The sequence below is a fragment of the Paraburkholderia sp. GAS33 genome (genome assembly GCF_050436645.1).
GTDB classification, from domain to species: domain Bacteria; phylum Pseudomonadota; class Gammaproteobacteria; order Burkholderiales; family Burkholderiaceae; genus Paraburkholderia; species Paraburkholderia phenazinium_B.
In genome coordinates this window covers 318,121-340,332 of sequence record NZ_JBNDMP010000006.1, presented here as the reverse complement: position 1 = coordinate 340,332, position 22,212 = coordinate 318,121, and the positions used below count along the sequence as shown (strand labels likewise).

Annotated in this window: 20 protein-coding genes; 16 read left to right on the top strand and 4 right to left on the bottom strand. The window is 60.9% G+C overall.

Annotated elements, in window-relative coordinates:
- Window positions 1-20: 20 nt before the first annotated feature.
- From P3T24_RS20975 to P3T24_RS20955, 5 genes are all read left to right on the top strand, one after another.
- Window positions 21-299: a hypothetical protein gene (locus P3T24_RS20975; protein ID WP_074267847.1), complete on the top strand. Its 279-nt coding sequence runs from the start codon at window positions 21-23 to the stop codon at window positions 297-299.
- Between the two features lie 48 nt (window positions 300-347).
- Window positions 348-1,409 (top strand): extracellular catalytic domain type 2 short-chain-length polyhydroxyalkanoate depolymerase, encoded by a 1,062-nt coding sequence (locus tag P3T24_RS20970; protein ID WP_074267846.1) that lies wholly within the window; start codon window positions 348-350, stop codon window positions 1,407-1,409.
- 26 nt (window positions 1,410-1,435) lie between these two features.
- On the top strand, window positions 1,436-2,011 hold the full coding sequence (locus P3T24_RS20965; protein WP_074267845.1) for a hypothetical protein: 576 nt from the start codon (window positions 1,436-1,438) through the stop codon (window positions 2,009-2,011).
- 54 nt (window positions 2,012-2,065) lie between these two features.
- Window positions 2,066-2,443, top strand: a complete 378-nt coding sequence (locus tag P3T24_RS20960) for a hypothetical protein (protein ID WP_429437409.1) — start codon at window positions 2,066-2,068, stop codon at window positions 2,441-2,443.
- A 237-nt stretch (window positions 2,444-2,680) separates the two neighbouring features.
- Window positions 2,681-3,751, top strand: a complete 1,071-nt coding sequence (locus tag P3T24_RS20955) for an Ldh family oxidoreductase (RefSeq protein WP_429437406.1) — start codon at window positions 2,681-2,683, stop codon at window positions 3,749-3,751.
- A 100-nt stretch (window positions 3,752-3,851) separates the two neighbouring features.
- On the opposite strand, the gene P3T24_RS20950 is transcribed toward P3T24_RS20955, so the two are convergent.
- Together P3T24_RS20950 and acnA are read right to left on the bottom strand one after the other, a co-directional pair.
- On the bottom strand, window positions 3,852-4,748 hold the full coding sequence (locus P3T24_RS20950) for a GntR family transcriptional regulator (RefSeq protein WP_429437403.1): 897 nt from the start codon (window positions 4,746-4,748) through the stop codon (window positions 3,852-3,854).
- Window positions 4,749-4,790: 42 nt separating this feature from the next.
- Window positions 4,791-7,415 (bottom strand): aconitate hydratase AcnA, encoded by a 2,625-nt coding sequence (gene acnA / locus P3T24_RS20945; protein ID WP_429437400.1) that lies wholly within the window; start codon window positions 7,413-7,415, stop codon window positions 4,791-4,793.
- Window positions 7,416-7,802: 387 nt separating this feature from the next.
- On the opposite strand from acnA, the gene P3T24_RS20940 reads away from it, so the two are divergent.
- The 7 genes from P3T24_RS20940 (at window position 7,803) to P3T24_RS20910 (ending at window position 15,347) form a co-directional block, all read left to right on the top strand.
- Complete coding sequence (locus P3T24_RS20940; RefSeq protein ID WP_429437397.1) at window positions 7,803-8,999, top strand: diguanylate cyclase domain-containing protein; 1,197 nt, start codon at window positions 7,803-7,805, stop codon at window positions 8,997-8,999.
- Between the two features lie 337 nt (window positions 9,000-9,336).
- The gene (locus P3T24_RS20935; protein WP_429287888.1) at window positions 9,337-10,125 is read left to right on the top strand and encodes an enoyl-CoA hydratase/isomerase family protein; all 789 of its coding nucleotides are present in this window, start codon (window positions 9,337-9,339) and stop codon (window positions 10,123-10,125) included.
- A 34-nt stretch (window positions 10,126-10,159) separates the two neighbouring features.
- Window positions 10,160-11,821, top strand: a complete 1,662-nt coding sequence (locus P3T24_RS20930) for an AMP-binding protein (protein WP_429437578.1) — start codon at window positions 10,160-10,162, stop codon at window positions 11,819-11,821.
- A 58-nt stretch (window positions 11,822-11,879) separates the two neighbouring features.
- Window positions 11,880-12,245, top strand: a complete 366-nt coding sequence (locus tag P3T24_RS20925) for a VOC family protein (RefSeq protein WP_074267838.1) — start codon at window positions 11,880-11,882, stop codon at window positions 12,243-12,245.
- Between the two features lie 39 nt (window positions 12,246-12,284).
- Complete coding sequence (locus tag P3T24_RS20920; RefSeq protein WP_074267837.1) at window positions 12,285-13,307, top strand: LLM class flavin-dependent oxidoreductase; 1,023 nt, start codon at window positions 12,285-12,287, stop codon at window positions 13,305-13,307.
- The gene (locus P3T24_RS20915) at window positions 13,304-14,413 is read left to right on the top strand and encodes a flavin reductase (protein ID WP_083611655.1); all 1,110 of its coding nucleotides are present in this window, start codon (window positions 13,304-13,306) and stop codon (window positions 14,411-14,413) included. Before P3T24_RS20920 ends, P3T24_RS20915 begins: the two co-directional genes overlap by 4 nt.
- A gap of 52 nt (window positions 14,414-14,465) precedes the next feature.
- Window positions 14,466-15,347: an alpha/beta fold hydrolase gene (locus P3T24_RS20910; protein WP_429437392.1), complete on the top strand. Its 882-nt coding sequence runs from the start codon at window positions 14,466-14,468 to the stop codon at window positions 15,345-15,347.
- A gap of 11 nt (window positions 15,348-15,358) precedes the next feature.
- Here P3T24_RS20910 and P3T24_RS20905 read toward each other — a convergent pair whose 3' ends face one another.
- The gene (locus P3T24_RS20905; RefSeq protein WP_074267834.1) at window positions 15,359-16,135 is read right to left on the bottom strand and encodes an IclR family transcriptional regulator; all 777 of its coding nucleotides are present in this window, start codon (window positions 16,133-16,135) and stop codon (window positions 15,359-15,361) included.
- A gap of 285 nt (window positions 16,136-16,420) precedes the next feature.
- Between P3T24_RS20905 and P3T24_RS20900 the strand changes: the two genes are divergently transcribed.
- The gene (locus tag P3T24_RS20900) at window positions 16,421-17,512 is read left to right on the top strand and encodes a porin (protein WP_074267833.1); all 1,092 of its coding nucleotides are present in this window, start codon (window positions 16,421-16,423) and stop codon (window positions 17,510-17,512) included.
- A gap of 62 nt (window positions 17,513-17,574) precedes the next feature.
- Here the strand turns inward: P3T24_RS20900 and P3T24_RS20895 are convergent, their stop codons facing one another.
- A complete protein-coding gene (locus tag P3T24_RS20895) occupies window positions 17,575-18,507 on the bottom strand; it encodes a LysR family transcriptional regulator (RefSeq protein WP_429287896.1) in 933 nt (310 codons plus the stop codon).
- A 186-nt stretch (window positions 18,508-18,693) separates the two neighbouring features.
- Here P3T24_RS20895 and P3T24_RS20890 point away from each other — a divergent pair, with 186 nt between their 5' ends.
- The 3 genes from P3T24_RS20890 (at window position 18,694) to P3T24_RS20880 (ending at window position 22,144) form a co-directional block, all read left to right on the top strand.
- On the top strand, window positions 18,694-20,046 hold the full coding sequence (locus P3T24_RS20890; protein ID WP_429437388.1) for an amidohydrolase family protein: 1,353 nt from the start codon (window positions 18,694-18,696) through the stop codon (window positions 20,044-20,046).
- Window positions 20,047-20,107: 61 nt separating this feature from the next.
- Window positions 20,108-21,307 (top strand): arabinose transporter, encoded by a 1,200-nt coding sequence (locus P3T24_RS20885; RefSeq protein WP_074267830.1) that lies wholly within the window; start codon window positions 20,108-20,110, stop codon window positions 21,305-21,307.
- A gap of 66 nt (window positions 21,308-21,373) precedes the next feature.
- Window positions 21,374-22,144 (top strand): SDR family NAD(P)-dependent oxidoreductase, encoded by a 771-nt coding sequence (locus P3T24_RS20880; RefSeq protein ID WP_429437384.1) that lies wholly within the window; start codon window positions 21,374-21,376, stop codon window positions 22,142-22,144.
- Window positions 22,145-22,212 lie beyond the last annotated feature (68 nt).

Genomic DNA, 22,212 nt, shown 5'->3' with positions numbered 1-22,212 from the left:
TCAACGCGACGGGGGGCGGGATGACTTGCTATCTGGTGCAGACGATGTCGAGCGGAGACCTGAGCCGCATCACCTATTTCAGGCGGCATCCGGAAAGCCATCCCTATCCGGATGAGAAGCACCGCTTCACGGAAGACGCAACGCTGGACTACGCCAGACTGCGCGGCATTGCGCCATCGGAGGTGGTGGCGGGCAAATTGATCCTGCAGCAAAACGCACTACGGGGCGTATCTGCCCGAGAGCTCGACGTCACGCACGGCATACCGCTCGAGTGTGACGGCCACATCCAACCGGCTTGAAACGCCGTACTGACAAGCCACCACTACCAGAAACTACAAGGAGTAGCGATGAAACGCCTATTACCACGATCCGCCTCGCGTCTGGCGTGGCTAAGTGCCGTCCTCATACCGCTAGCGTCAATTGGGTATGCCGCGGATTCGACTGCGCCGCTGCCCAGCTACGGAGCGGATCTTACCCAGACCTCGGTGTCCGGACTTTCATCGGGCGCATTCATGGCCGTCCAGTTCGACGTGGCATTTTCGAACGAAATCGTCGGTGCAGGCATCGTTGCAGGAGGCCCGTACTATTGTGCGGGGCTCTTTGCGCCGACCTCCCCCTTTCTCGCGGCACAGACGCAATGTATGGAGCCGCTTGGCGATTCCGGTCCGCAGGCGAGCGACGCGTTGCAAGCCGCGCGAACGTTTGCCCGCGATGGCCTCATCGACGATCCGCACGGGCTCGCGCGTCAGCGCATCTACGTCTTTAGCGGATCCATGGACAAGACCGTGGATCGCCGCGTCGTCGATCAAACCGCGGCGTTCTTCGCGCTGGCGCAGGTTCCGCCAGAAAATATCCAGTATCAGCATGACATTCCCGCCGGGCACGCGTTCATTACAGACAGGAGCACGGACGCGAATTGCGGCGTCTCTGCCGGTCCGTACATCAACAATTGCGGTTTCGAACAATCGCATCAGATCCTGCGCTGGATCTACGGGAACCTGAATCCGCCATCCGCAGGGGCCACCGGCCGTCTGCTTCCGTTCGATCAGGCGGATTTCGATCCTGGCCACCGTGCAACGCTTAGCCAGACTGGCTACGTGTACATACCTTCAGCTTGCGATACGGACACATGCCGGGTCCATGTCGTCTTCCACGGCTGCCTGCAGGACGCGCAAGCCATTGGTGACCGGTACGTGCGTGGCACGGGCTACAACGAGATGGCGGATACGAACCACATCATCGTGCTGTATCCGCAAGTCGATACGTCTTCGCGCAATCCACAGGGGTGCTGGGACTTCTGGGGATACACCGGCGAAAGCACGCGTAAGCCCGACTTCTATTCACGCGAGGCACCACAGATCGCGGCCGTCATGCGGATGGTTCAACACCTCGGCGCGCCGCGTCAATAACACTTACCGAAAACAAAGGAGCCCTTATGTATTCCGCCCTGTTTGCACCTTGGAGCAACACGAACCGCATGCAATTAGACCTGCTGGCCCAAACCTACGCGCTCTTTGCCGAAGCGTCCAGGTCCTGGCCTACGAGCAGTGACCCCGCACAGTGGCGAACGCTTGCCAGTCATTCGCTGAAGACGTTCTCGCAACTCTCGGATGAACGCGATGCAAAGGCCGAAGATCTCTGGCATGGGCTGCGCGACAAGCTCGATCTCGCGCGCACAGCACAGTCGTTGCGCAGTCTGCATGGAATCGACGCCGATATCGTGGGGCGTACAGGACAGGCCAATAGCCGGTGCATCGCGGCCTTTATCGAAAGCATGGCCTCATACATGCAGGCCGCGAGCTCGGCACGCGACGCGAACGATATCAGTCTTGCCACGGTGGAAATGGGCAGTGCTCTGCAGAACGCGCTGAAAGACTACGTTACCGATCTCGCGAGAACCGGTAGCGGAGTACTCCCGGCGTGGGTTCAGTGGTTGCGCACGAGTGTGGGCGATGCCCCCGGCGGCTCGGCGCAACCGGAAGCCAAGGCGCCGCGCGGCAAGACGCCGTGAATGGCACTACGGCTTGTATCACTCCCCCCGTATCAACCAACCAGTGAGGATTTTATGGAACACAAACTTTTGATGGCAGTGCCTCAGTCACAGCCGGAACTTCGGCATATGGTGGCCGAGGCAAAGAGGATCGCTGATCTGCATGGAGGTGCACCGGCGAATTTTGCAATCGATCTTGCCTCGATCAACACAAGATTGACTACGGCGAAAATCGACCTGGGCGTTTTAGGGGCACGCCAACAGCAACGGAGTGCAATCGTTTCCCTACTGGAACGGCTGATGATCGAAGCTGCAACTTTGGACTACGACGTATCGAATGACGACGTCTTTCGGGCCCTCTATGCGGTTGCCTGCAGCGAGCACAGTGCCGATTATGTGCCCATGCGTGTACTGGGAAATACCGCTGAGGCCATGGTGCCGAAGAAGAAATGATTGGGACTTCGGCAGGATGGACGTGTGAGCCATGTCCGAGAAGCCGAAGCTGTGCGCGCGCGAGCGGGCACAGCTTCGGCTTCTGCATTAAGGGCAAGGATGTTGGTCTCCCGATGGATATAAAATTTCACGAGTTACCAACTAATTGCCAGGTTGCCGAGACCAAAGTTTGCGCCAAGACTTGCCTGGTCGGCCACCCACCCGCGCCATGAAGTTTGACCAAAGGAGATTTGCCAAGTGAGCATCACCGACACCCAAGAGTTCCAGCGCGTCGATCCCGATACATTGCGGGACTTCGTCTGCGCCGTCTACGAAACCACCGACGCCACCGCCGAAGACGCCTACGTCGCCGCCGATGCGATGGTCCAGGCGGACCTCTGGGGCCACCAGTCGCATGGCGTGCTGCGTCTCGGCTGGTACTACGCACGCCTGCGCTCGGGTGCGATGCGCTCGCAGACCAATCTGAGCTTCCCGGTCGACGCCGGTGCGATCGCCGTGATGGATGGCGGCGACAGCATCGGACCGGTGGTCGCGAAACACGCCGCGCTAGACGCAATCAGGCGGGCCAAAGCGCACGGTATTGGCGCGGTGTCGGTGCGCAACTCGAACCACTTCGGCACCTGCATGTACTTCACGCGCATGGCCGCCGAACAGGGTTGCATCATGCTCGCCACGACCAATGGCGGCCCGAACATGGCGCCCTGGGGCGGCCTGAAGAAGATGATCGGCACCAACCCGTGGTCGGTGGCCGTGCCGGCCGGCCGTCACGCGCCGCTGATCATGGATGTCGCCAACTCGGGCGTCGCGCGCGGCAAGATCTTTCTCGCGCAAACCCGTCACGAAGAGATTCCGCTCGGCTGGGCGATCGATTCCAGGGGCCGTCCGACCACGGATCCGGAAGAGGCGCTCAAGGGCTTTATCCTGCCGATGGCGGGCCATAAGGGCTATGCGATCGGCACCATCGTCGATGTGCTGTCGGGTGTGCTGTCGGGCAGCGGCTTCATGGACGAAGTGCACGGCCCCTACGATCCGGTCAATCGCAGCCGTGCCGGGCACCTGATGATCGCCCTCAATGTGGCTGCGTTCCAGCCGCTCGAGGAATTCAACGCGCGCATGGAGCGCTACATTGAAATGCTGAAATCGGTGCCGCTTGCCGAAGGTGTCGATGAGGTGTTCTACCCTGGCGAGAAGGAGGCACGCGCTCATGAGCAGCAGATCAAGGAAGGCATCGTGTTGCCTGCGGACACCGTCGCGGGACTCGACAAGGTGGCGGCCGAAGCCGGCGTACCGCTGATCGCGCGCGGGTGAGGTCTAGCTAAGGCCGGTCCGCGATGTCCGGGGCGGCTTTACAAGGTGGGGACCAGGAAAGGCACGATCAATTGATAGATGTGTACACCGAACGTCTCGCTTACGGCTCAAGAATGCTGCTGATTCTGGACAACGCCTCGAGCGTATGACGAAGATGCTCCCGCAATGCCTCCGACGCCTCGTCGTTTCGCTCCTGCTCCAGCAACGCGAGGATGTGAAGATGCTGCTTGCAATGCTCGACATATCGGGCGCGGTTCTGCGTCGAGCGGTAAGAGAGAAGACGGCGCACACGATTGACGCGCCTGATCGTGTCGATGAAGAACGAGTTGCCTGACGCTTCCACGAGCGACTCGTGAAAACGCACGCCACGATCATGAATCTGGTCGGCGGTGTCGGTTTCGATTCCGCCAGCCAACAAATGGTGTTCCGCTGCGCGGCAGCGTTCGATGATTTTCGGATCCAGCCAGTAGCCTGGTTCGAGCAACGCGGCAGGCTCCAGTGCGATGCGCAAGCGATAAGATTGCAGCAGGCTGTCCGGCGTGGTCAGCATGCTCGAAAATTGCCAGCCGTAGCCGGGTTTGCGTTCGGCCCACCCTTCCCGTGCGATCCGGCCCAGCACCGCGTTGAGTTGTGCGTTGGTCAGCTCGTAACGGTTCTTGATCAACAGTTCCGTGAAGTCATCGGGTAACAAACCTTTGAGGCGGTCATCGGCGATACGGAAGTACGTGCTCGTCACCACATCGGACTCGGCCAATCCCAACTGGCCAACAACGTCCGCGAGCGACCCGGTAACCGCCTGCGCGACGAAAAACCCGCGATTGCGCTCGCGTCTGACGATCCCTTTCTCATGCAGCAGCGCCAAGGCCTCGTTCACTGGCGAACGTGACACACGCAGGCGGTCGGCGAGCATCTGCGCTGGCAAATGGCTGCCTGTTTCGAGCCCTTCCGTCTGGATCAGCTCGACTATCTGACTTGCAATGGACCTGTCGGTGTTCATGAGCGTTCTGATTTCCGTTGCCGCCAACATCCCGCGTATGTGTCAGGCGCTTTGCGACGAAATGACCTTCTTCAGGATTAAGGGAATCACGCCACCGGAACGCAACAACTCAATTTCCAGCTTTGTTTCGACGGCGGCGGTCGCAATGATGGTCTCGCTGCTGCCGTCGAAGCGAACGATACGGACCGTCACGGGACCTCGCGGAGCCAGCAGTTCGGCGGCAGCGTCGACCTCGATTCTATCGCCGGGCTGTATCTCCAGCGTCACCGGATTCGTTCCGGCCGGCAGGCGTAGCGGCAGAATGCCCATGCCAATGAGATTGGAACGATGGATCCGCTCGAAGCTTACCGCCAGTACCGCGCGGATTCCCAGCAGCCGTTGACCTTTGGCGGCCCAGTCACGCGAAGACCCCGTTCCGTATCGCTCTCCAGAAATCAGGACTACTGAGTCGCCAGCGTCGCGATATCGTTGAGCGGCTTCGAAGATCGGCACGACCTCTCGTGTCGGCACGTGCAGCGTGTGGGCGACAGGGGCACCCGGCTTCAGCAGGTTGACAAGCGTCCGGTTAAAAAACGCCGCACGCACCATGACTTCCCAGTTGCCGCGCCGGGACGCGAAGACGTTCAGGTCGTTGCGGTCGTCGCCACGTTCGACCAGGTAGTCCGCCACGAAGCTATCCGGCGGGATGGCACTCGCCGGAGAGATATGGTCCGTCGTCACATCGTCGCCGAGCACGAGCAGCGGATAGGCCTGGTAGCGTCCGAGCTGGCTGCCTTCGCTGGTCGAGGCAAACGGCGGCCGGCGCAGCGCCGTCGATTTCGGGTCCCATGGATAACGGGCCGAGGCCGGCGATTGCAACGCATGCCATTGCGGATTGGCGCTTGCCGCAGAAAACGCCTCCGGATAGTCCGTGGATTCAGATGCAGCGGCTACGTGTGCCGCGATTTCCTCGCGCGTTGGCCATAGATCCGCGAGAAAGATCGGCGCACCCTGCGCCGTCACGTGCAACGGTTCACGGCTCAGGTCCCGCTCGGCATCGCCAGCCAGCGCGAAGCCGATCACGAGCAGCGGCGACATGATGAACGCGAGGTCAAGTTCGGCGTGAATCCGGCCCGGAAAATTGCGGTTACCCGAAAGCATCGCGACCGGGTAGATGGCCTTGCTCGCCATGCCGTCGCGAATAGGCTTGGTTAGCGGTCCAGAGTTTCCGATGCACGTGGTACAGCCATAGCCGACGATATCGAAACCCAGCGCGGAAAGATCGTCCAGCACACCGGCCCGCTGCAGATAGGAAGCCGCAGCAGGCGAGCCCGGCCCCAACGATGTCTTGACCCAGGCTGGAACCGTCAACCCGAACGCGCGCGCCTTGCGTGCGACGAGGCCTGCCGCGATCAGCAGCGCCGGATCAGAGGTGTTGGTACAACTCGTGATCGCGGCAATCGCGACCGGATGCTTCGGCAACGGCGGATTCGCCGTAGCGGGCTCGAAGCCCAGCTTCGCGAGTACGGCGGGCATTTGCGAATAATCGAGCAGGTCTTGCGGGCGACGCGGACCGGCAATGTGCATGCCGATCGAACCGAGATCGATTTCGATGGTGCGTGTGTACTTTGGTTCGGCCGACGGGTCGAACCACAGCCCCACACGTTTCGTGAATGCTTCGACAAGTTCGACCGCTGCCGGCGAACGATGTGTGGTGCGCAGGTAATCGAGGGTCGCTGCGTCGACCGGGAAAAAGCCTGTCGACGCGCCATACTCCGGTGCCATGTTGGCGACGACCGAGCGCTCGCCCGCGCTGAGCGTCGCGACGCCCGCCCCGAAAAACTCGACGAACTCGCCCGATACGCCGATCTGCCGCAGCCGCTGCGTCACGGTCAGCGCCAGATCCGTCGCAAATATGCCCGGCTTTAACGCGCCCGTGAGCCGAACGCCAATCACATCTGGAATGCGCTGCATAACCGGCATGCCGAACATCACGGTCTGTGCCTCGAGTCCTCCCACTCCCCACCCAAGCACGCCGATGCCGTTGATCATCGGCGTATGGCTGTCGGTTCCGATGAGCGTGTCGGGCACCGCCCATTGCTCGCCATCGCGCTCCTGCACCGTTACCACTGTCGCCAGTTGTTCCAGGTTGATCGTGTGCATGATGCCCGTGCCGGGCGGGTGAATCGTTACGCCGCGCAGCGCCCTTGAGGCCCAGCGGAGGAATCCGTACCGCTCCCGGTTACGGCGAAGTTCAAGCTTCAGGTTCTGTCCGGCCGCATCGGGAACGGCGAAAAATTCGACCGCGAGCGAGTGGTCGACCGATGAATCGACCGGCAGGACCGGGTTCAATGCCGTCGGGTCCGCTCCAGCTTCTGCCACGGCATCGCGCATGGCGGCAATGTCCACGAGCGCCGGCGTGCTGGTGGTGTCGTGCATCAGTACCCGGTTCGGCTGAAAAGCGATTTCCACCTCACTCGTGCCGCGCGCGAGCCACGCAAGAATGCCTTCGACCGCCGCGCGACGCTCCTCGCCGACGGCGTTGCGCACCACATTTTCGAGGAGTACGCGCAGCACGACTGGCAGGCGCCAGAGGGTATCGCCGAATAGTCCGTGAAGATCGACGAAACGAAAGGAGGACTGCGAGGTGAGCAACCTGGCTGTGGTGGGGGCGTGGGGGGTTTCCATGACAGCATTTTTGCACTTTTGCTCGTATAAATGCAATAACGCAAAATTCCTCCCGCTTGTATATGCCTTGCCGCGTGCGATCGGTCTGTGGATGTCAGCGGGTCGGCACCCGCAAGTGTTCGCGGTATGTGGAGAACTGCGGGATTCAGGGAAGTTTACGGCCGGCTTCGTCAGCGGTCTTAGGACGCTCTGATAGACTGCCTTGTGGAACGACACGACCCAAGGCCTTTCCTGTCAGCACATGACCAGGCGCCCGGATAAAGATGAGCCAGCGCGTTCGGGGAAACATCGTCTTTAACCAATGCGTCTGGTTACCGGCACCTATAGCCCCTTGAGATCGTCATCCGCAAACGGGGGCGGGCATTGGCCCGCATAAAGGTGCTGCCAATGAAAAACACTCAACAAATCTATTCATTGCCGCGCGGTCGGCTGGCAAAGTGGCTCGTAGCGCCCGGTCAGGACACACCACACGAGATACGCGTCGCACTGGTCGGCACGCTGTTCGGAACACTCCCCATCTTCTTCGGCGGCGTTTCCAACACGATCGCGGTCGCATGGGCTCTTGCCTATCGACACCCAACGTTGCCCTTCCAGTTGTGGCTCGCGGCGGAAATACTGGTCTGCGCAACCCGCCTGTGTGTACTTTTCTTTTCGCGGCGGCGGGCCGCGCAGGCCAAGGAAACGCCCACCGACCTCTACATCCTGCTGGCGCCGCTGTGGGGCGCCACGGTCGGCTATGGCGCGTTTGTCAGCGCGATCAGCGGCGACTGGGTTGCCGCGACGCTGTCATTCCTTTCCGCAGCTGCGATGGTCGGCGGGATCTGTTTCCGTAATTTCGCCGCACCGCGGCTCGTTGCGGTGATGATCTTCTGTTCGCTCGGACCGTGCTGCATCGGCGCGCTACTCGCTCGCGAACCGGTCCTTCTTCTGACGCTGCTGCAGATCCCCTTCTACATGTTTGCGATGAGTGTTGCCGCGCAGCGGCTGAACGGCATGCTCATTTCGACGATGAAAGCCGAACGCGAGAACAGTCACCGTGCGCGTCACGATGGACTCACCGGACTACTGAACCGCGAAGGTCTCTTCAAGGCTGTCGGGCCGCGTGGCACACCGCCCGTCACGGCCGGCATGACGCTCCTTTATCTCGACCTCGATGGCTTCAAGCCGGTCAACGATGCCTACGGCCACGAGGCTGGCGACATGCTGCTGATTCAGGTTGCGACGCGCCTGCGCGCACTCGGAAGTCCGCATGCGCTGGTTGCGCGTATGGGCGGCGACGAATTTGTCATCGTTGACAGGATCGTGGACGGCCATGCATCGCAAGAAATGGCAGCAGCTGTTGCACGCGCAATCGAGCAGCCGTTCGAGATCGCGCCGGGTCTCGCGATTACCGTAGGGGCAAGCGTTGGCATGGCGACTGTAACGACAGAGGACACCGATATCGACGCAGTACTCCGTCTGGCGGATAACGCGATGTACGACGCCAAGCGTAGAAAGAAAAGTGGGCTGGGGCTTGAACACCTGGCCCCGGAAGCCGCGGGTATTGCGGTCGATGCGTTCGTTGTCGAAGGCCCGGCCAATTGAACATCGCGCGTCGCACCTGAGCGGTACCACGGCCAGGTGCTCAACCGAGGTCTGACGAAAGCTCTCAACGTCTTTCCCGCCCGCCTCTTCTCCAGTTCTCCATTTCGTCCAGTTTGCAGCGCTCAAGCAAATATCGCTGCATGACTGGCTTCTGCACGCCTCAACGGTACTCCACCCCCGCGTAAACCATCCTCGGCAAATGGGTTGACACGCCTCCGCCATCGACCTACTATACAACAATGATGCATGCATTCACTATTGTTGAATATACGCACCTGACCTGGCAGGAGACATCAAGGCTTTTACGATCGCCATCATTTATTAAGGATTCCTTTCAATGAAAAGCATCTACTTTGAACGTCGTCAGAACGTAGGCCATATCGTATTGGCCAACCCTCCCTCGAATCTCATCGCGGCTGATTTCGCAGACTCCCTCGAAACCTCCGTGCGCGAAGCCAGCAAGGCCGATATCCGTGCGCTCCTGATCCGTGCAGAGGGCCCAGATTTCAGCAAGGGTGGCGACGTCCTCGATTTCATCGACAAAGGTTTCGATGACTGGCGGACCTTCATAGCGCAGATTCACCATACGTATCGATCCATCGAAGGCCTCCAGATTCCGACGATTGCCGCCGTGCGCGGCGCGGCATTCGGTGGCGCATTCGAACTGGCGCTTGCTTGCGACTTCATCGTCGCCGCGGGGAACGCCACCTTCCGCTGCATTGAAGCATCGGTGGGCTCGGCCCCTGTCGCGGGCGGCGTACAGCGTCTGGCGGAAAGAGTGGGCCGCGCGTATGCAGCGCGCTACGCGATGCTGAGCGAATCCATGTCCGGTACGACCGCCGGTCAGCTCGGTGTTGCCGCTTTCGTGGTCGACGAAGATCAGGTCGAGCGTGTTGCCGGGGATCTCGCCACCCGGCTTGCCAACGGGCCCACGCGGTCGTACGGCGCCATTCGCGCCCTCCTCAAGGCATGGTCGGGCGGCGGCGTGCCTGGTGCCGACGTGCTGACCCTCGACCTCACCATGGGGCTGCACACAACGGAAGACGCCAGGAAAGGGCGTACCGCCCGTGCGGAAGCCGTCGCTCGTGGCGAGGAACCGGCTCCGGTCGTGTTTCTCGGCAAATGAGCCATCAGGCAAGCCCATTGCACGGAAGATACCGATGAACACGCTTTCACATGAGCGCGGAACACGTTTCCCTGAACTGATCGACAAGACCATTGGCGATGCATTCGACGAGATCGCCGGCAATTTGGGCGACCGCATTGCGGTAGTCAGCCGGCATGAAGGAGCCCGACTCACCTACGGCGAGCTTCGTGAAAGATCGGACCGGCTTGCGGCCGCACTTCTCGATTCAGGGCTCGTGCCCGGCGACCGGATCGGAATCTGGTCTCACACGAATGTCGCGTGGCTGCTGTTGCAGTTAGCCACCGCCAAGGCCGGACTGATACTCGTCAACATCAACCCGGCCTATCGGACTTCGGAGCTGGAGCATGCACTCAACCTGGTGGGATGCAAGGCCATCGTGACGATGGTCCGCTACCGGTCGAGCGAGTATCTGAACATGCTGCGGGAACTGGGAAAAACGCGGCTGCCGACCCTCGAGACGATATGGTGGATAGACGACGCCGACTGCCCCGACGAAGCCGGCGCACAACGCTTCTCCGAGCTGCTCAGCTGCGCCCCTGCAGACAGCGCATCGCTTCGCGACGCACGCCGTGAAGTGCGCCCGGACGATGCCGTCAACATCCAGTTCACCAGCGGAACGACGGGCCTTCCCAAAGCCGCCACGCTGAGTCATCGCAACATCCTGAACAACGGTTTCTTCGTAGGCGAGTGCATGAAGCTCAGCCACGAGGATCGCGTATGCGTTCCGGTTCCGATGTACCACTGCTTCGGTATGGTCATGGGCAACCTCGCGTGCCTGACCCATGGCTCGACGATCGTCTACCCCGCCGAGCGCTTCGACGCAGAAGCCGTTCTGGAGACCGTCCAGGCAGAAAAATGCACTGCCCTGTACGGGGTGCCGACCATGTTCATCGCTGCGCTCAATCATCCGCGCTTTGCGCAGTTCGATATGAGCAGCTTGCGTACCGGCATCATGGCCGGTTCGCCTTGCCCGATCGAAATCATGAGGCGGGTTGTCGGCGACATGCATCTGTCTGAGATCACCATCGCTTACGGCATGACGGAAACGAGTCCTGTGAGCTGCCAAAGCACGACGGATACCCCGGTCGAGAAACGGGTGTCCACAGTCGGTCAGGTGTTGCCTCATCTAGAGATAAAGATTGTCGATCCGCTGACCGGCCAGACCGTGGAGCGCGGTCAGCCCGGTGAGCTCTGCACACGTGGTTACTCCGTCATGCTCGGTTACTGGAACCAGCCCGAGCGCACGCGCGAAGCCATCGACGCAGACGGTTTTATGCACACGGGCGATCTCGCCACGATAGATGCGCACGGCTACGTGAATATCGTCGGGCGCATCAAGGACATGGTCATTCGCGGCGGCGAAAACCTTTATCCCCGGGAAATTGAAGAGTTCCTGTACACCTGCCCAAACGTTCTCGACGTGCAGGTGGTCGGCGTACCGGACAAACAATTCGGCGAAGAACTATGCGCGTGGATCGTCGTCCGACCGGGCGCGGCTCTCGACGACGACGCTGTCCGCGCCTTTTGTCAGGGCCGGATAGCGCACTACAAGGTTCCCAAATACATCCGCTTTGTCGACTCGTTTCCGACCACCGTGACGGGAAAAATTCAGAAGTACCTGATCCGGCAAATCATGAGCAAAGAGCTTGGCCTGCATGAGCAACACACCGCGTGACGCTCCCCGGTCAGGAGCCCACATCAATTCCGTTACCACCATTTGCCGGAGTGCTGCCATGGCAGAAGTTGATATACAAACCGTCTATTTCATCGCGAAGGATATGGACCAGCTGGAAGATTTCTACGTATCGGCGCTGGGGATGCCTGTCCAGTTCCGCGACGAGAACAAATGGACTCAATTCCGCCTGCAACGCGGTGCATTTGCCCTGAGTTCGCCAGAGGAAGCAGCTGAAGGAACCGTCGGAGCCGTCCCCGTCTTTCAGATCGCCAGCGCGGACCAAGACGAAGTCAGGCAGAAAATCGTGTCTGCGGGTGGCCAGCTACTCGCGCAGCGCGACATGGGCACGCACGGCGTCGTTACCACCTACAAGGATCCGGAAGAGAATATCTTCCAGGTATTCAGCAAGTCTTCGACCCGCTAAGTCAGAAGATCACTCATTTCTCACCTTACTGGAAAATCGATGAAATTCGGCATCTTTGATCAAAATGATCGCAATGGTCTGCCAATTCATAAGCAGTACGAAGATAGAATGCAGATTATCGAGCTTTATGACAGGCTTGGCTTCCATTGCTATCACATGTCGGAACACCATGCGACCACGCTGAGTGCCTGCCCGTCGCAAAGCGTGTTTCTCGCCGCTGCCGCGCAGCGCACGGAAAGACTGCGCCTGTCTCCGCTGGTCTACATTCTTCCGATCCATCACCCCGTGCGTCTCGCGGAAGAAATCTGCATGCTCGACAATCTGAGCGGCGGCCGCCTGGAGTATGGCGTAGGCCGAGGCGCCTCGCCCCACGAGATCGAGGCGCTCGGGATCGATCCAGCCACAGCGCAAGCCAGATACGTCGAGTCGTATGAAATCATCAAGCGCTATCTCAGCTCGGACACCCTCAACTACGAAGGGACGTTCTGGCAATTCAACGACATGCCGGTCGAACTCAAGCCGCTGCAGACGCCCCCTCCGACCTGGTACGCGCTGGCATCGCCGGAATCGACGGTATGGCCGGCCCAGGAGAAGATGAACATCGTATGCGGCGGTCCGATCCAGCGGGTCCGAGCCATCACCGACCGATATCACGAAGAATTTGCAAAACGGCACCCGTCTGTCGCTGAGCCGCTCATCGGCGTGAATCGCTATATCGTCGTCGCGGAAACGGATCAGGAGGCTATGGAAATTGCCTCGCGGGCATGGTCGGTGTTCTATCCGAACTTTTTCAAACTCTGGAAGAAGCACGGGACGGAACCGGTCAACCAGAAGCTTCCGCCGACAATAGAGCCGCTCGTGGAATCGGGCCTCGCCGTCGTGGGCCGGCCGGAAGCCGTCCGTGAAAAACTGCTGGCGCAGGCGCACGACGGGGGGTTCAACTACCTCATCGGCACATTCATGTTCGGGGACATGTCGGTATCCGAAGCAAAGACGTCTATCGGCCTGTTCCACGAGTCTGTCATGCCGGCGTTCGGCGAGTCGCAAAAGGTTCTGTCATGACTGGAGGTACTTCGTCAGACAAGGAACGTCCTGCAGTCAGGACGTTCGACAAACGTCAGTTGAGAGACGTACTGGGCTCTTTCGTAACCGGTGTCACGGTGGTCACCACCGTCGACGCCGAGGGACGCATGCACGGCCTCACTGCCAATTCGTTTTCCTCGGTATCGCTGGATCCGCCTCTCGTTTTATGGAGTCAGGCGACATCTGCGGGAAGCCATTCGGCGTTCAAAGATGCCCAGAGATTCACCATCAACATCCTGGCTGAGCACCAATACGACCTTGCCAATCACTTTGCGACCCGGTCACCGGACAAATTCTCCGGCATCGACCATGACCTTGGCGTCGACGGGCTGCCGCTGCTGCGTGATTGCAGCGCATGGCTGGAGTGCGAGGTGGTCTCCCGCTATCCCGGCGGAGATCATGTGATTTATGTGGGCTCGGTGGATAGCATCCGCCAGAGTACGAGACGGCCACTGGTATTCGGTGGCGGGCAGTATCTGGTCGCCGACCCGCACGACCTTGGCGTGGCGCCAGTCGGCACGAAAGGCGCGATGAAATCGCAGCCCCATGCTGTCCGGCTGGCGAGCCGCGCCATGTTGCGGCTCGCGCAGACACTCGACAAGACCCTTGCGCTGGTAGCGTGGGGCAATCACGGTCCCACGGTGATCGCGTGGCAGGCCGCCACCACGCCCGTGGCCGCCGATCTGCCGCTGGGACTTGTGCTACCGGTGACATCCTCCGCTTCGGGGTTGGCTCTCGCGGCCTTCCTTCCGCCCGAGGCGGTCGATCGATTCGTGACCGCAGAACTGCGTGATAACGCGCGACAAGCCTCTGGCGAACCGCCCCTCACCGCGGAGTCACTTGCACGCGAACTGGAATCCGTCAGGGCCTCACATGTTGCGACGAGGCGCCCCGCGCCGTTTTATGACGACCGGACACTCGCTAACGCCATCAGCGTGCCGATTCTTTCTCCAGGCGGACTGGCCGTGCTGGCACTGACGGCGATCGGCCCAGCCGAGCAGTTCGATGCTGCGGCCGACAGTCCTTGTGCAGAAGCCCTCGGGGCCGCCGCGCGCGAGATCTCCGCTGCGTTGAAAGAGGCGTGAACCGGCTTTTGCCCTGATTAAAGCGACTGATATATCGGCTGGACTCCTAATCATGACTGAAACAGACACCCATCTTCTTGAATCCCCGCTGCCCGCCATCGAGGAAGCCACATTGAACCTCCCAACACTCGGGGACAAACGAGTGATCACATATCGGGCTACCGGCGACGCGAACGCGCCCGCCATCATGCTGCTGCATGGCATTGGTTCGAGCTCGGCGGGATATCGCGCGCAGCTCGCGGCACTGAGCAAGAACTATCGGGTGATTGCCTGGGATGCCCCCGGCTACGGGCAAAGCAGTCCCTTCGCGGTCAGCACGCCGGCCGCAACAGACTATGCGGATGCGCTCGCGGGCATGTTGTCCGCGCTAGGCGTCACGCGTGCAACCGTCGTAGGCAGTTCATGGGGGAGCGTCATCGCCGCGACGTTTGCGGCGCGTTACCCGGCGGCTACGCATGCCGTCGTCCTGAGCGCTCCCAATGTCGCACGAGGACACCTGTCCGGTGCCGAGCGCGACGCGGCGCGAGAAGCTCTGATGCGAAGTGCAACGGCACAATCGCCCGAAGCGCGCGCCGCTGTAGTCGACGCTCTGCTCGCGCCAAACGCCGGCCCCCTGGTTCGTGCGGTCGTATCCCGGCTGCGAGACGCGGTGACCCCTACAGGTTGGGCGCAAGCCGTGGATATGCTCTTCTCGACGTATACGCCATCCGTAGTCCGTTCGATCCAGGCGCCGATCTCCGTCGTGGTCGGCAACCTGGACCGCCTCGCTCCGGTTGAAGCGCATGCCCGGCCGATTCATGAGGCCGCTCGCCATTCGACACTCCATGTGCTCGATGCGATCGGCCACATGCCGAAACTCGAAGTGCCAGAGGCGTTCAATGCCATCGTGCTGGCAGCGGCGGGCGCTGGGACAGATGGCGCGCACCGGCTTTGAGCGCCCAGCTTCTACCCGATCTTGCGGGGGACCTTTCCGCCGAGCGCAACCGTAGCTCGAACCGCGCTATCGAGCAGCGCCTTGATCTCTTTACCTTCAATTTCCGTGTTCAGTGTTGCAGGCGATCCGATGAGACTGATGGCGAATCGGAGATCACCGTCCCTGTCCCAGATAGGGGCCGCGACAGACACGTAACCCATGTCCCCGCGATGAACCGCTGTGAAACCGCAAGTGCGCAATTCAGTGATCGCTTCGTCACGGAAGGAAGCGGGGCTCCATTCCTGTCCCGCGGAAAGTTCGCGGCTGATGAGATCGTCGGTGCGCTCGGGTTGGAGACAGGCGACGAACAGCTTTCCCGCGGCAGTCGTGACGAGCGGAATCAGGCCCGTTCTGAGCTCAAGAATGCTGCGGGTCTGCCCCTCCTGCTTGAAGAGACTAACTGGTCCATCTTCGGTCCACGCGGTCACGGCCGCACCACTCAGGGTGGCTTCCCGCAAGGCGATCACCTCGCGGCGCACGATATCGAATCCGTCCAGCTGGTTGATCGCGCTCATACCCAGTGCGAGCGACGCTGGCCCGAGCTTGTAGCAGCCCGGCTTTTCGTCCGCCGATACAAGCCCGGTTCGCACCAGACTGATCATGTAGTTGCTTGTCGCGCTCGGCGACAGTTCGGACAACGCAGCAATTTCCCTGAGAGGGAGTGCTCGCACACTCGTCTGCAACGCCGACAGGATCCGGAACGCAATCTCGACAGACTGAATGCCGCGTCTCGCAGTCACATTGGTCATTTTTCAGCCGTAGTAGAAGTCATAAGAAAACGCCGCCCGGGTTTCCACGGACGTTCATCGTGTTGACACGTCCCGGGGCGGCCCCTATATTGTTCAACATACATTGTGTCATTCATTACTGTTGAATGCAACACCGGCGAACTGAGGCGATTACGCACGAGCAAGCAGCCGGGACAAATGATTGAATTTTTATCCGCCCATTTCATTAGTAGTACAAATATTTTTTGGATTTCCCTTAAATCAATAACTTGTTCGGAAGAGCAACAACCGGATTGGAGACAGGGCATGGCAATCTTTGGACGTACTGTGGCAGGCGCGATCGTGGCACTTTCCGTGACCAGTTCCGCCAACGCGCAATCCAGCGTGACCTTATATGGCATTGCGGACACCGCAGTCCAGTACATCAGCAATGTCGGAGGACATGCCCTGTTTCAGGAGGAAAACACGCACTCCCCCGACATTTTCGGCATCAAGGGAGTTGAAGACCTGGGCGGCGGGCTACGCACCGTTTTCGATCTGCAGAACGAGTACACGCTGAACAATGGCGAGGCGCTGGTTCCCGGCACGCTATTCAACAGAAAGGCATACGTCGGACTGCAGTCGGACACCTATGGCACGTTGACGCTCGGTCACCAACCCAGCTTCATGTATGACGTTCTGTCCAGCTATCAAACGCCCTTTATCCTCGGGAACATTCTCTCGCTCCACCAAGGCAACCTCGATGAGATTGCCAACTTCTTCCAGTTCAACAATGCGGTGAAGTATGTGAGCCCGACCATCGGCGGGTTCTCCTCGGGCGCCGAATTTGCATTCGGAAATGTGGCCGGCAATTTCAGCGAAAGCAGGGACTACTCGTTCTTTGTCCAGTACAAGGGCGGACCTCTGAGTCTGGCCGCCACGTACGCGAACGAGAACAATCGTTTTCTGGAACTCTCCAGCGCTATTGGGCTTCCTTCGCTGTTTGGCACCTCGCTTCCTCAGGCCGAGGGCGTTGTTGCCAACAAGCTTGTCAATTGGGGACTCGGCGCGTCGTATCAGTTTAAGAATGTGCTTCTGCACACCACGTTTACGCAGTCGCGCATCACCTTGGCAACGGGCCAAGGTAACGCCAACACCGTGGACGCTGGTGTGAACTGGACGATAGTACCCGACGATGTCATCGCGATTGGCGGATGGGTGGAAAATCTCGACGGCGGTGACTGGAAGACCATTACCCTTTCAAACTCGTACCTGTTCTCGAAGCGAACGACGGTCTATCAGCAAGTGACCTATCAGCATGCCTCGGGCACCAACGGCATCGCTTCGCTCACGGGAGCTGGCGTGGCATCCGGCCGGTCAGTGACCGCCATCTCGGTTGGTATTCAGCATTTCTTTTAGGAGTGCAATATTTATGTTTCGCACATTCCCCCGCGCAACGCGCTCCGCTGGGCAGCCGTCGATCATACTCGGGAGGACACCGGCGCCGTGCGCTGCCCATGGCAGAGCTCCCAGCAAAACTCGAGAAATGCCTCGACCGCAGCGGGAGGTAAACGCCGCGATGGCCGGATAGCATAAAGCGGAAAGGTCTCGCCCGGCCAATCCGGGAACAGTTCAACCAAGGCGCCGCTTGCAAGCAAATGCTGAACGCCAAGGGCCAGGACCTGCGCCACCCCTGCGCCGGCCACACACGCTCCGACCATCGTATCGACGTCCGTTAGCGTCAGCCTGCCTGTCGTCTCGACAGGCAGGATCTCCTTGCCACGGTGAAATTCCCAGTGAAACGGTTTGCCGTGCTGTGGATCGATGTACTGGATACAGTCGTGCCCGACGAGTTTCCCAGGCGTCGCGGGGCGCCCATATTTCTTGATATACGACGGCGACGCCACCGTCAGCACACGGGTTTCGAGCAACAGCCGGGAGGACATGCTCGACGCCGGCTGCGGCCCGAACCGCACCGCGGCGTCGATGCCTTCCGTCACCAGGTCGCCCGCATCCGGTAGCTGCACCACCGTCAGGGCGAGGTCAGGATAGCGCTCGGTGAATTCCGGCAATCTCGGCGCCAGAACGTTGCGGGCGAACACGGGATTCAGGCTGACCCTCAGTGTCCCGCGAACCGTCACCGCCGCGCCTGACACCACATTCGCAGCGTCCTCGATGCCGGAAAGATGGGGCGCCGCCAGTTCGTAGAGCCGGGCGCCCTCGCCGGTCAGGTGCAGCGCCCGCGTCGTACGGTCCAGCAACCGTACCCCCATGCGCGCTTCGAGCCGCGAAATCGACCGGCTCACGCCTGAAGCCGACAGCCCAAGCACCTCGCCCGCCCGCGTAAAGCTACCGGTCTCGACGACGGCCGCCAGCACGCTCATCCCTGCAAGCAATCTTCCGTCAAAGCTCATTTGAGTCTCGCCTTTGATTCATCTTTGACTTTTAGCATAAATCATTTGAACGACCCTATCTTAATCAAAAGTCGCGGGACGCCTATCTTCCCATCAACGACGCGTCACAGTGGCCGCCGCCACCCGGAAGTACGGCTTCGCACCGCCCTTCCGCCGTCGTCGATAACCCACCCGGAGGAGTTCACCATGCCTGGCACTGCACGCACCATCCTTTTTAAGGGCGGCACCATCGTCACGATGGACCGCAACGTTCCCAATCTCGCAACCGGCGACGTCCTGGTCGAGGGCGACCGCATCGTGGCCGTCGGCGCCAGCCTGAAGGCCGATGACGCCGAAGTCATCGATGCCGCCGGCAGCATCGTCCTGCCCGGCCTGATCGATGCGCACCACCATGCATGGCTCGGCGTCATGCGCCGGATGATGCCCGACGTCGACGATCTATTCGCCTACATCGATGTCGTCGCCGAGACGCTGGGCTCGCAATATCGTCCGCTCGACATGTATCTGAGTACGCGCCTCACGGCGGTCGCTTCGCTCGACGCCGGCATTACGACCATCATCGACGCCTGCCACAGCTCGCGCAGCCCCGAGCACACCGATGCAGCGCTCGAAGCACTCGACTCGGCCGGCATCCGGGCGCTGCATATGGTCGGTGCGGCAATGGACAAGAAAGCGTCCAATGCCCATCTGCCGCAAGATCTCGAACGACTCGCACTTAACTGGAACGCTGGGGCGGACCGGGTGCGGGTTGGCCTCTTCGGTCAGCTCAATCTCGACTGGTGGAAAGTCGCACGCCGGCTCGACATGCAGATCCTGACCGAGTTCATCGGCGATCTCGCCAAACTCGGCCCTGAATTCGCCGAGCCTGGGGTGCTGGGCGCGCACAACATCTTCAATCACTGCACACGTGTCCCGCAAGAAACGTGGAAGCTGTTCGCGGATGCGGGCGTGAACGTCACCGTCAATCCCCGTTCGGATGCGCTATTCGGTTTCGACGACGATAGCTTCGCGTATCAGCAGGCGATCGATCACGGCCTCACGCCGGCGCTCGGCATCGACCTCGACACCGCCTTCGGCAGCGATCTGTTTGGTGAGATGCACGCCCTGTTCGGGCAGCAGCGCGCAGCCATGCGGTATCGCCGATTCCGTGGCGAGGCCGACGCTCCCGCGCCGATCTCGGTAGAGGCGGTGCTGCAAGCCGCGACGATCAATGGCGCCCGCGCCGCCGGCCTGGAACGTTCGATCGGCTCGCTGACTCCGGGCAAGCAGGCCGACATCATCATGGTGCGCACCAACGGCGCGGGCGTCTTCCCGGTGAACAACGCCATCGGCACAGTCGTCCAGGCTGTCGAGCGGTCAGACGTCGACACCGTGATGGTTGCCGGCCAGTTGCGCAAGCAAGGCGGCAAGCTGATCGACGTCGATCTGGCAAAACTGTCGGCCGAGGTGACCGCGTCCCGTGACTACCTGCTCGACGCGAGCGGCTACCGGAGCGAACTCTTCGGGACGTCCGCTTCCTCTTCTGGCACTACTGCCTGAGCGTGTCCGGCCGCTCTTCGCGGAGCGGCTTTCTCTCACGATTGCCAATCTGGAGTTAATCATGCCATCGCTTACCGTGAAGACGATAGGCCAGGCCGACGCCCCACCGGCTCATCTGGCTCGTCCCTCCCTCGCCGTCATCGCAATGCTGTTCTGCGGTTACCTCGCAGTCGGTTTGCCGCTTCCCGTCATTCCGCTCTTCGTCCATGACAAGCTGGGTTTTAGCAACCTCGTCGTCGGACTCGTGATCGGGATTCAGTTCCTTGCCACCGTACTGACCCGTGGCTACGCCGGTCACGTGACCGACCATCACGGCGGCAAGCGGTCGGCGTTGCAGGGCGCTGCCTTCTGCGCCCTGGGTGGCCTGCTCTATCTGGTCTCGGCCACCAAAGGTCTCTCGCCGGCGGTCAGTCTTGCCATCGTGATTGCAGGGCGTCTGGTGGCCGGGCTCGGAGAAAGCCAGTTCGTCACCGGCTGCGTGTCCTGGTCGATCGCCTCGGTAGGCCCGCAACGCGCAGGAATGTCGATGTCCTGGACTGGCATCGCGATGTTCGCAGCACTGGCGATCGGTGCGCCCGTCGGCATGAGCCTCTATCAGCAATTAGGCCTTCAGGCCGCGATGGCGGCCTGCATCGCCGCACCGCTGCTCGCTGCCTGTATCGCCTTCGGTGCAACCTCGTACGTTTCGCCGGCCGGCCAGCGACTGCCGTTCTATCGCGTGATCAGCCAGATCTGGCGAGAAGGCTTGGGCTTGATGCTGCAAGGCGTGGGGCTGTCCGGGCTGACGGCATTTGCTTCGCTCTACTTCGCGATGCGTGGCTGGGGCCATGCCGGACTCGTCATGACTGCGTTCGGCGTTGGCTTTATCCTGATGCGGATGGTGTTCGGCCATCTGCCCGATCGCATCGGCGGCTACCGTGTGGCTCTCTGGTCACTTGGCATCGAAGCCATCGGCCAGGCGGTACTGTGGGCAGCGCCGTACGAGATCGTCGCGCTCGCAGGTGCGTTTGTCACCGGTCTTGGCTGCGCGCTGGTGTTTCCGGCCCTTGGTGTCGAGGCGCTCAAGCGCGTGTTGCCCGCGAATCGCGGCAGTGCGATGGGCGCTTTCGTCGCCTTCCTCGACATTGCCTACGGCATTGCCGGGCCAGCGGCGGGTCTCGTCGCCGGTCACTTCGGATATGCCGCGGTCTATCTGCTCGGCGCGGCAAGCGCGATTCTTGGAGCGGTCCTCGTTCTGATCAGCCGCCGCTCCGCACGTTGAGCATCCCATTCCCGGAACCGGCAACGACCATGTCGCCGGTTCGCCAACCAGTACAGGAGAATTCACATGACACGCATATTCATTTCCGGTTCGTCCACGGGCCTCGGCTTCATGGCAGCCCAACTGCTTGTGGCGCAAGGACACCAGGTTGTCCTGCATGCCAGAAACGCCGCCCGCGCAGAAGTTGCCCGGCGCGCGCTACCTGAGGCCGAGGCCGTAGTCGTAGGCGACCTTGAAACGATTGCCGGCGCCAAGGCGCTTGCTGCACGCGTCAACGAACTTGGCCGCTTCGATGCGGTGATCCACAATGCCGCGGTCGGCTATCGCGAAGGCCCGCGTCTCACCACTGATGGTCTGCCGCACGTCTTCGCGATCAACACACTATCCGCGTATATCCTGACGGCCCTGATCGAAAAGCCGGAGCGGCTCGTCTATCTGAGTTCGGGGATGCACCACCACGCTGACGCCAATCTCGACGACATCCTCTGGCGCAAGCGTCGCTGGAACGGATCCGCAGCCTATGCCGAGAGCAAGCTGCATGATGCCATGTTGGCATTCGCGATCGCCCGTCGCTGGCCCGATGTTTTTTCCACCGCGCTGGAACCTGGCTGGGTGCCTACCCGGATGGGTGGCCCCGGTGCGCCCGACGACATGGATCAGGCACATCGCACCCAGGCCTGGCTCGCCGCCAGCGACGATCCGCAAGCCAAGGTGACCGGGCAGTACTTTTACCACCTGCACCCACTCGCTCCCAACCCGCAGGCGGATGATCCCGTTCTCCAGAAGCGGCTCATTGCACTCTGTGAAGATCTGTCCGACGTCCGTTTGCCGGCATAAGCACTCGCTTGCGCGGCCGTGTTTTTGCATGACCAGCCCTCAGACCTGCCGGCACGCCGAGCGGCAGG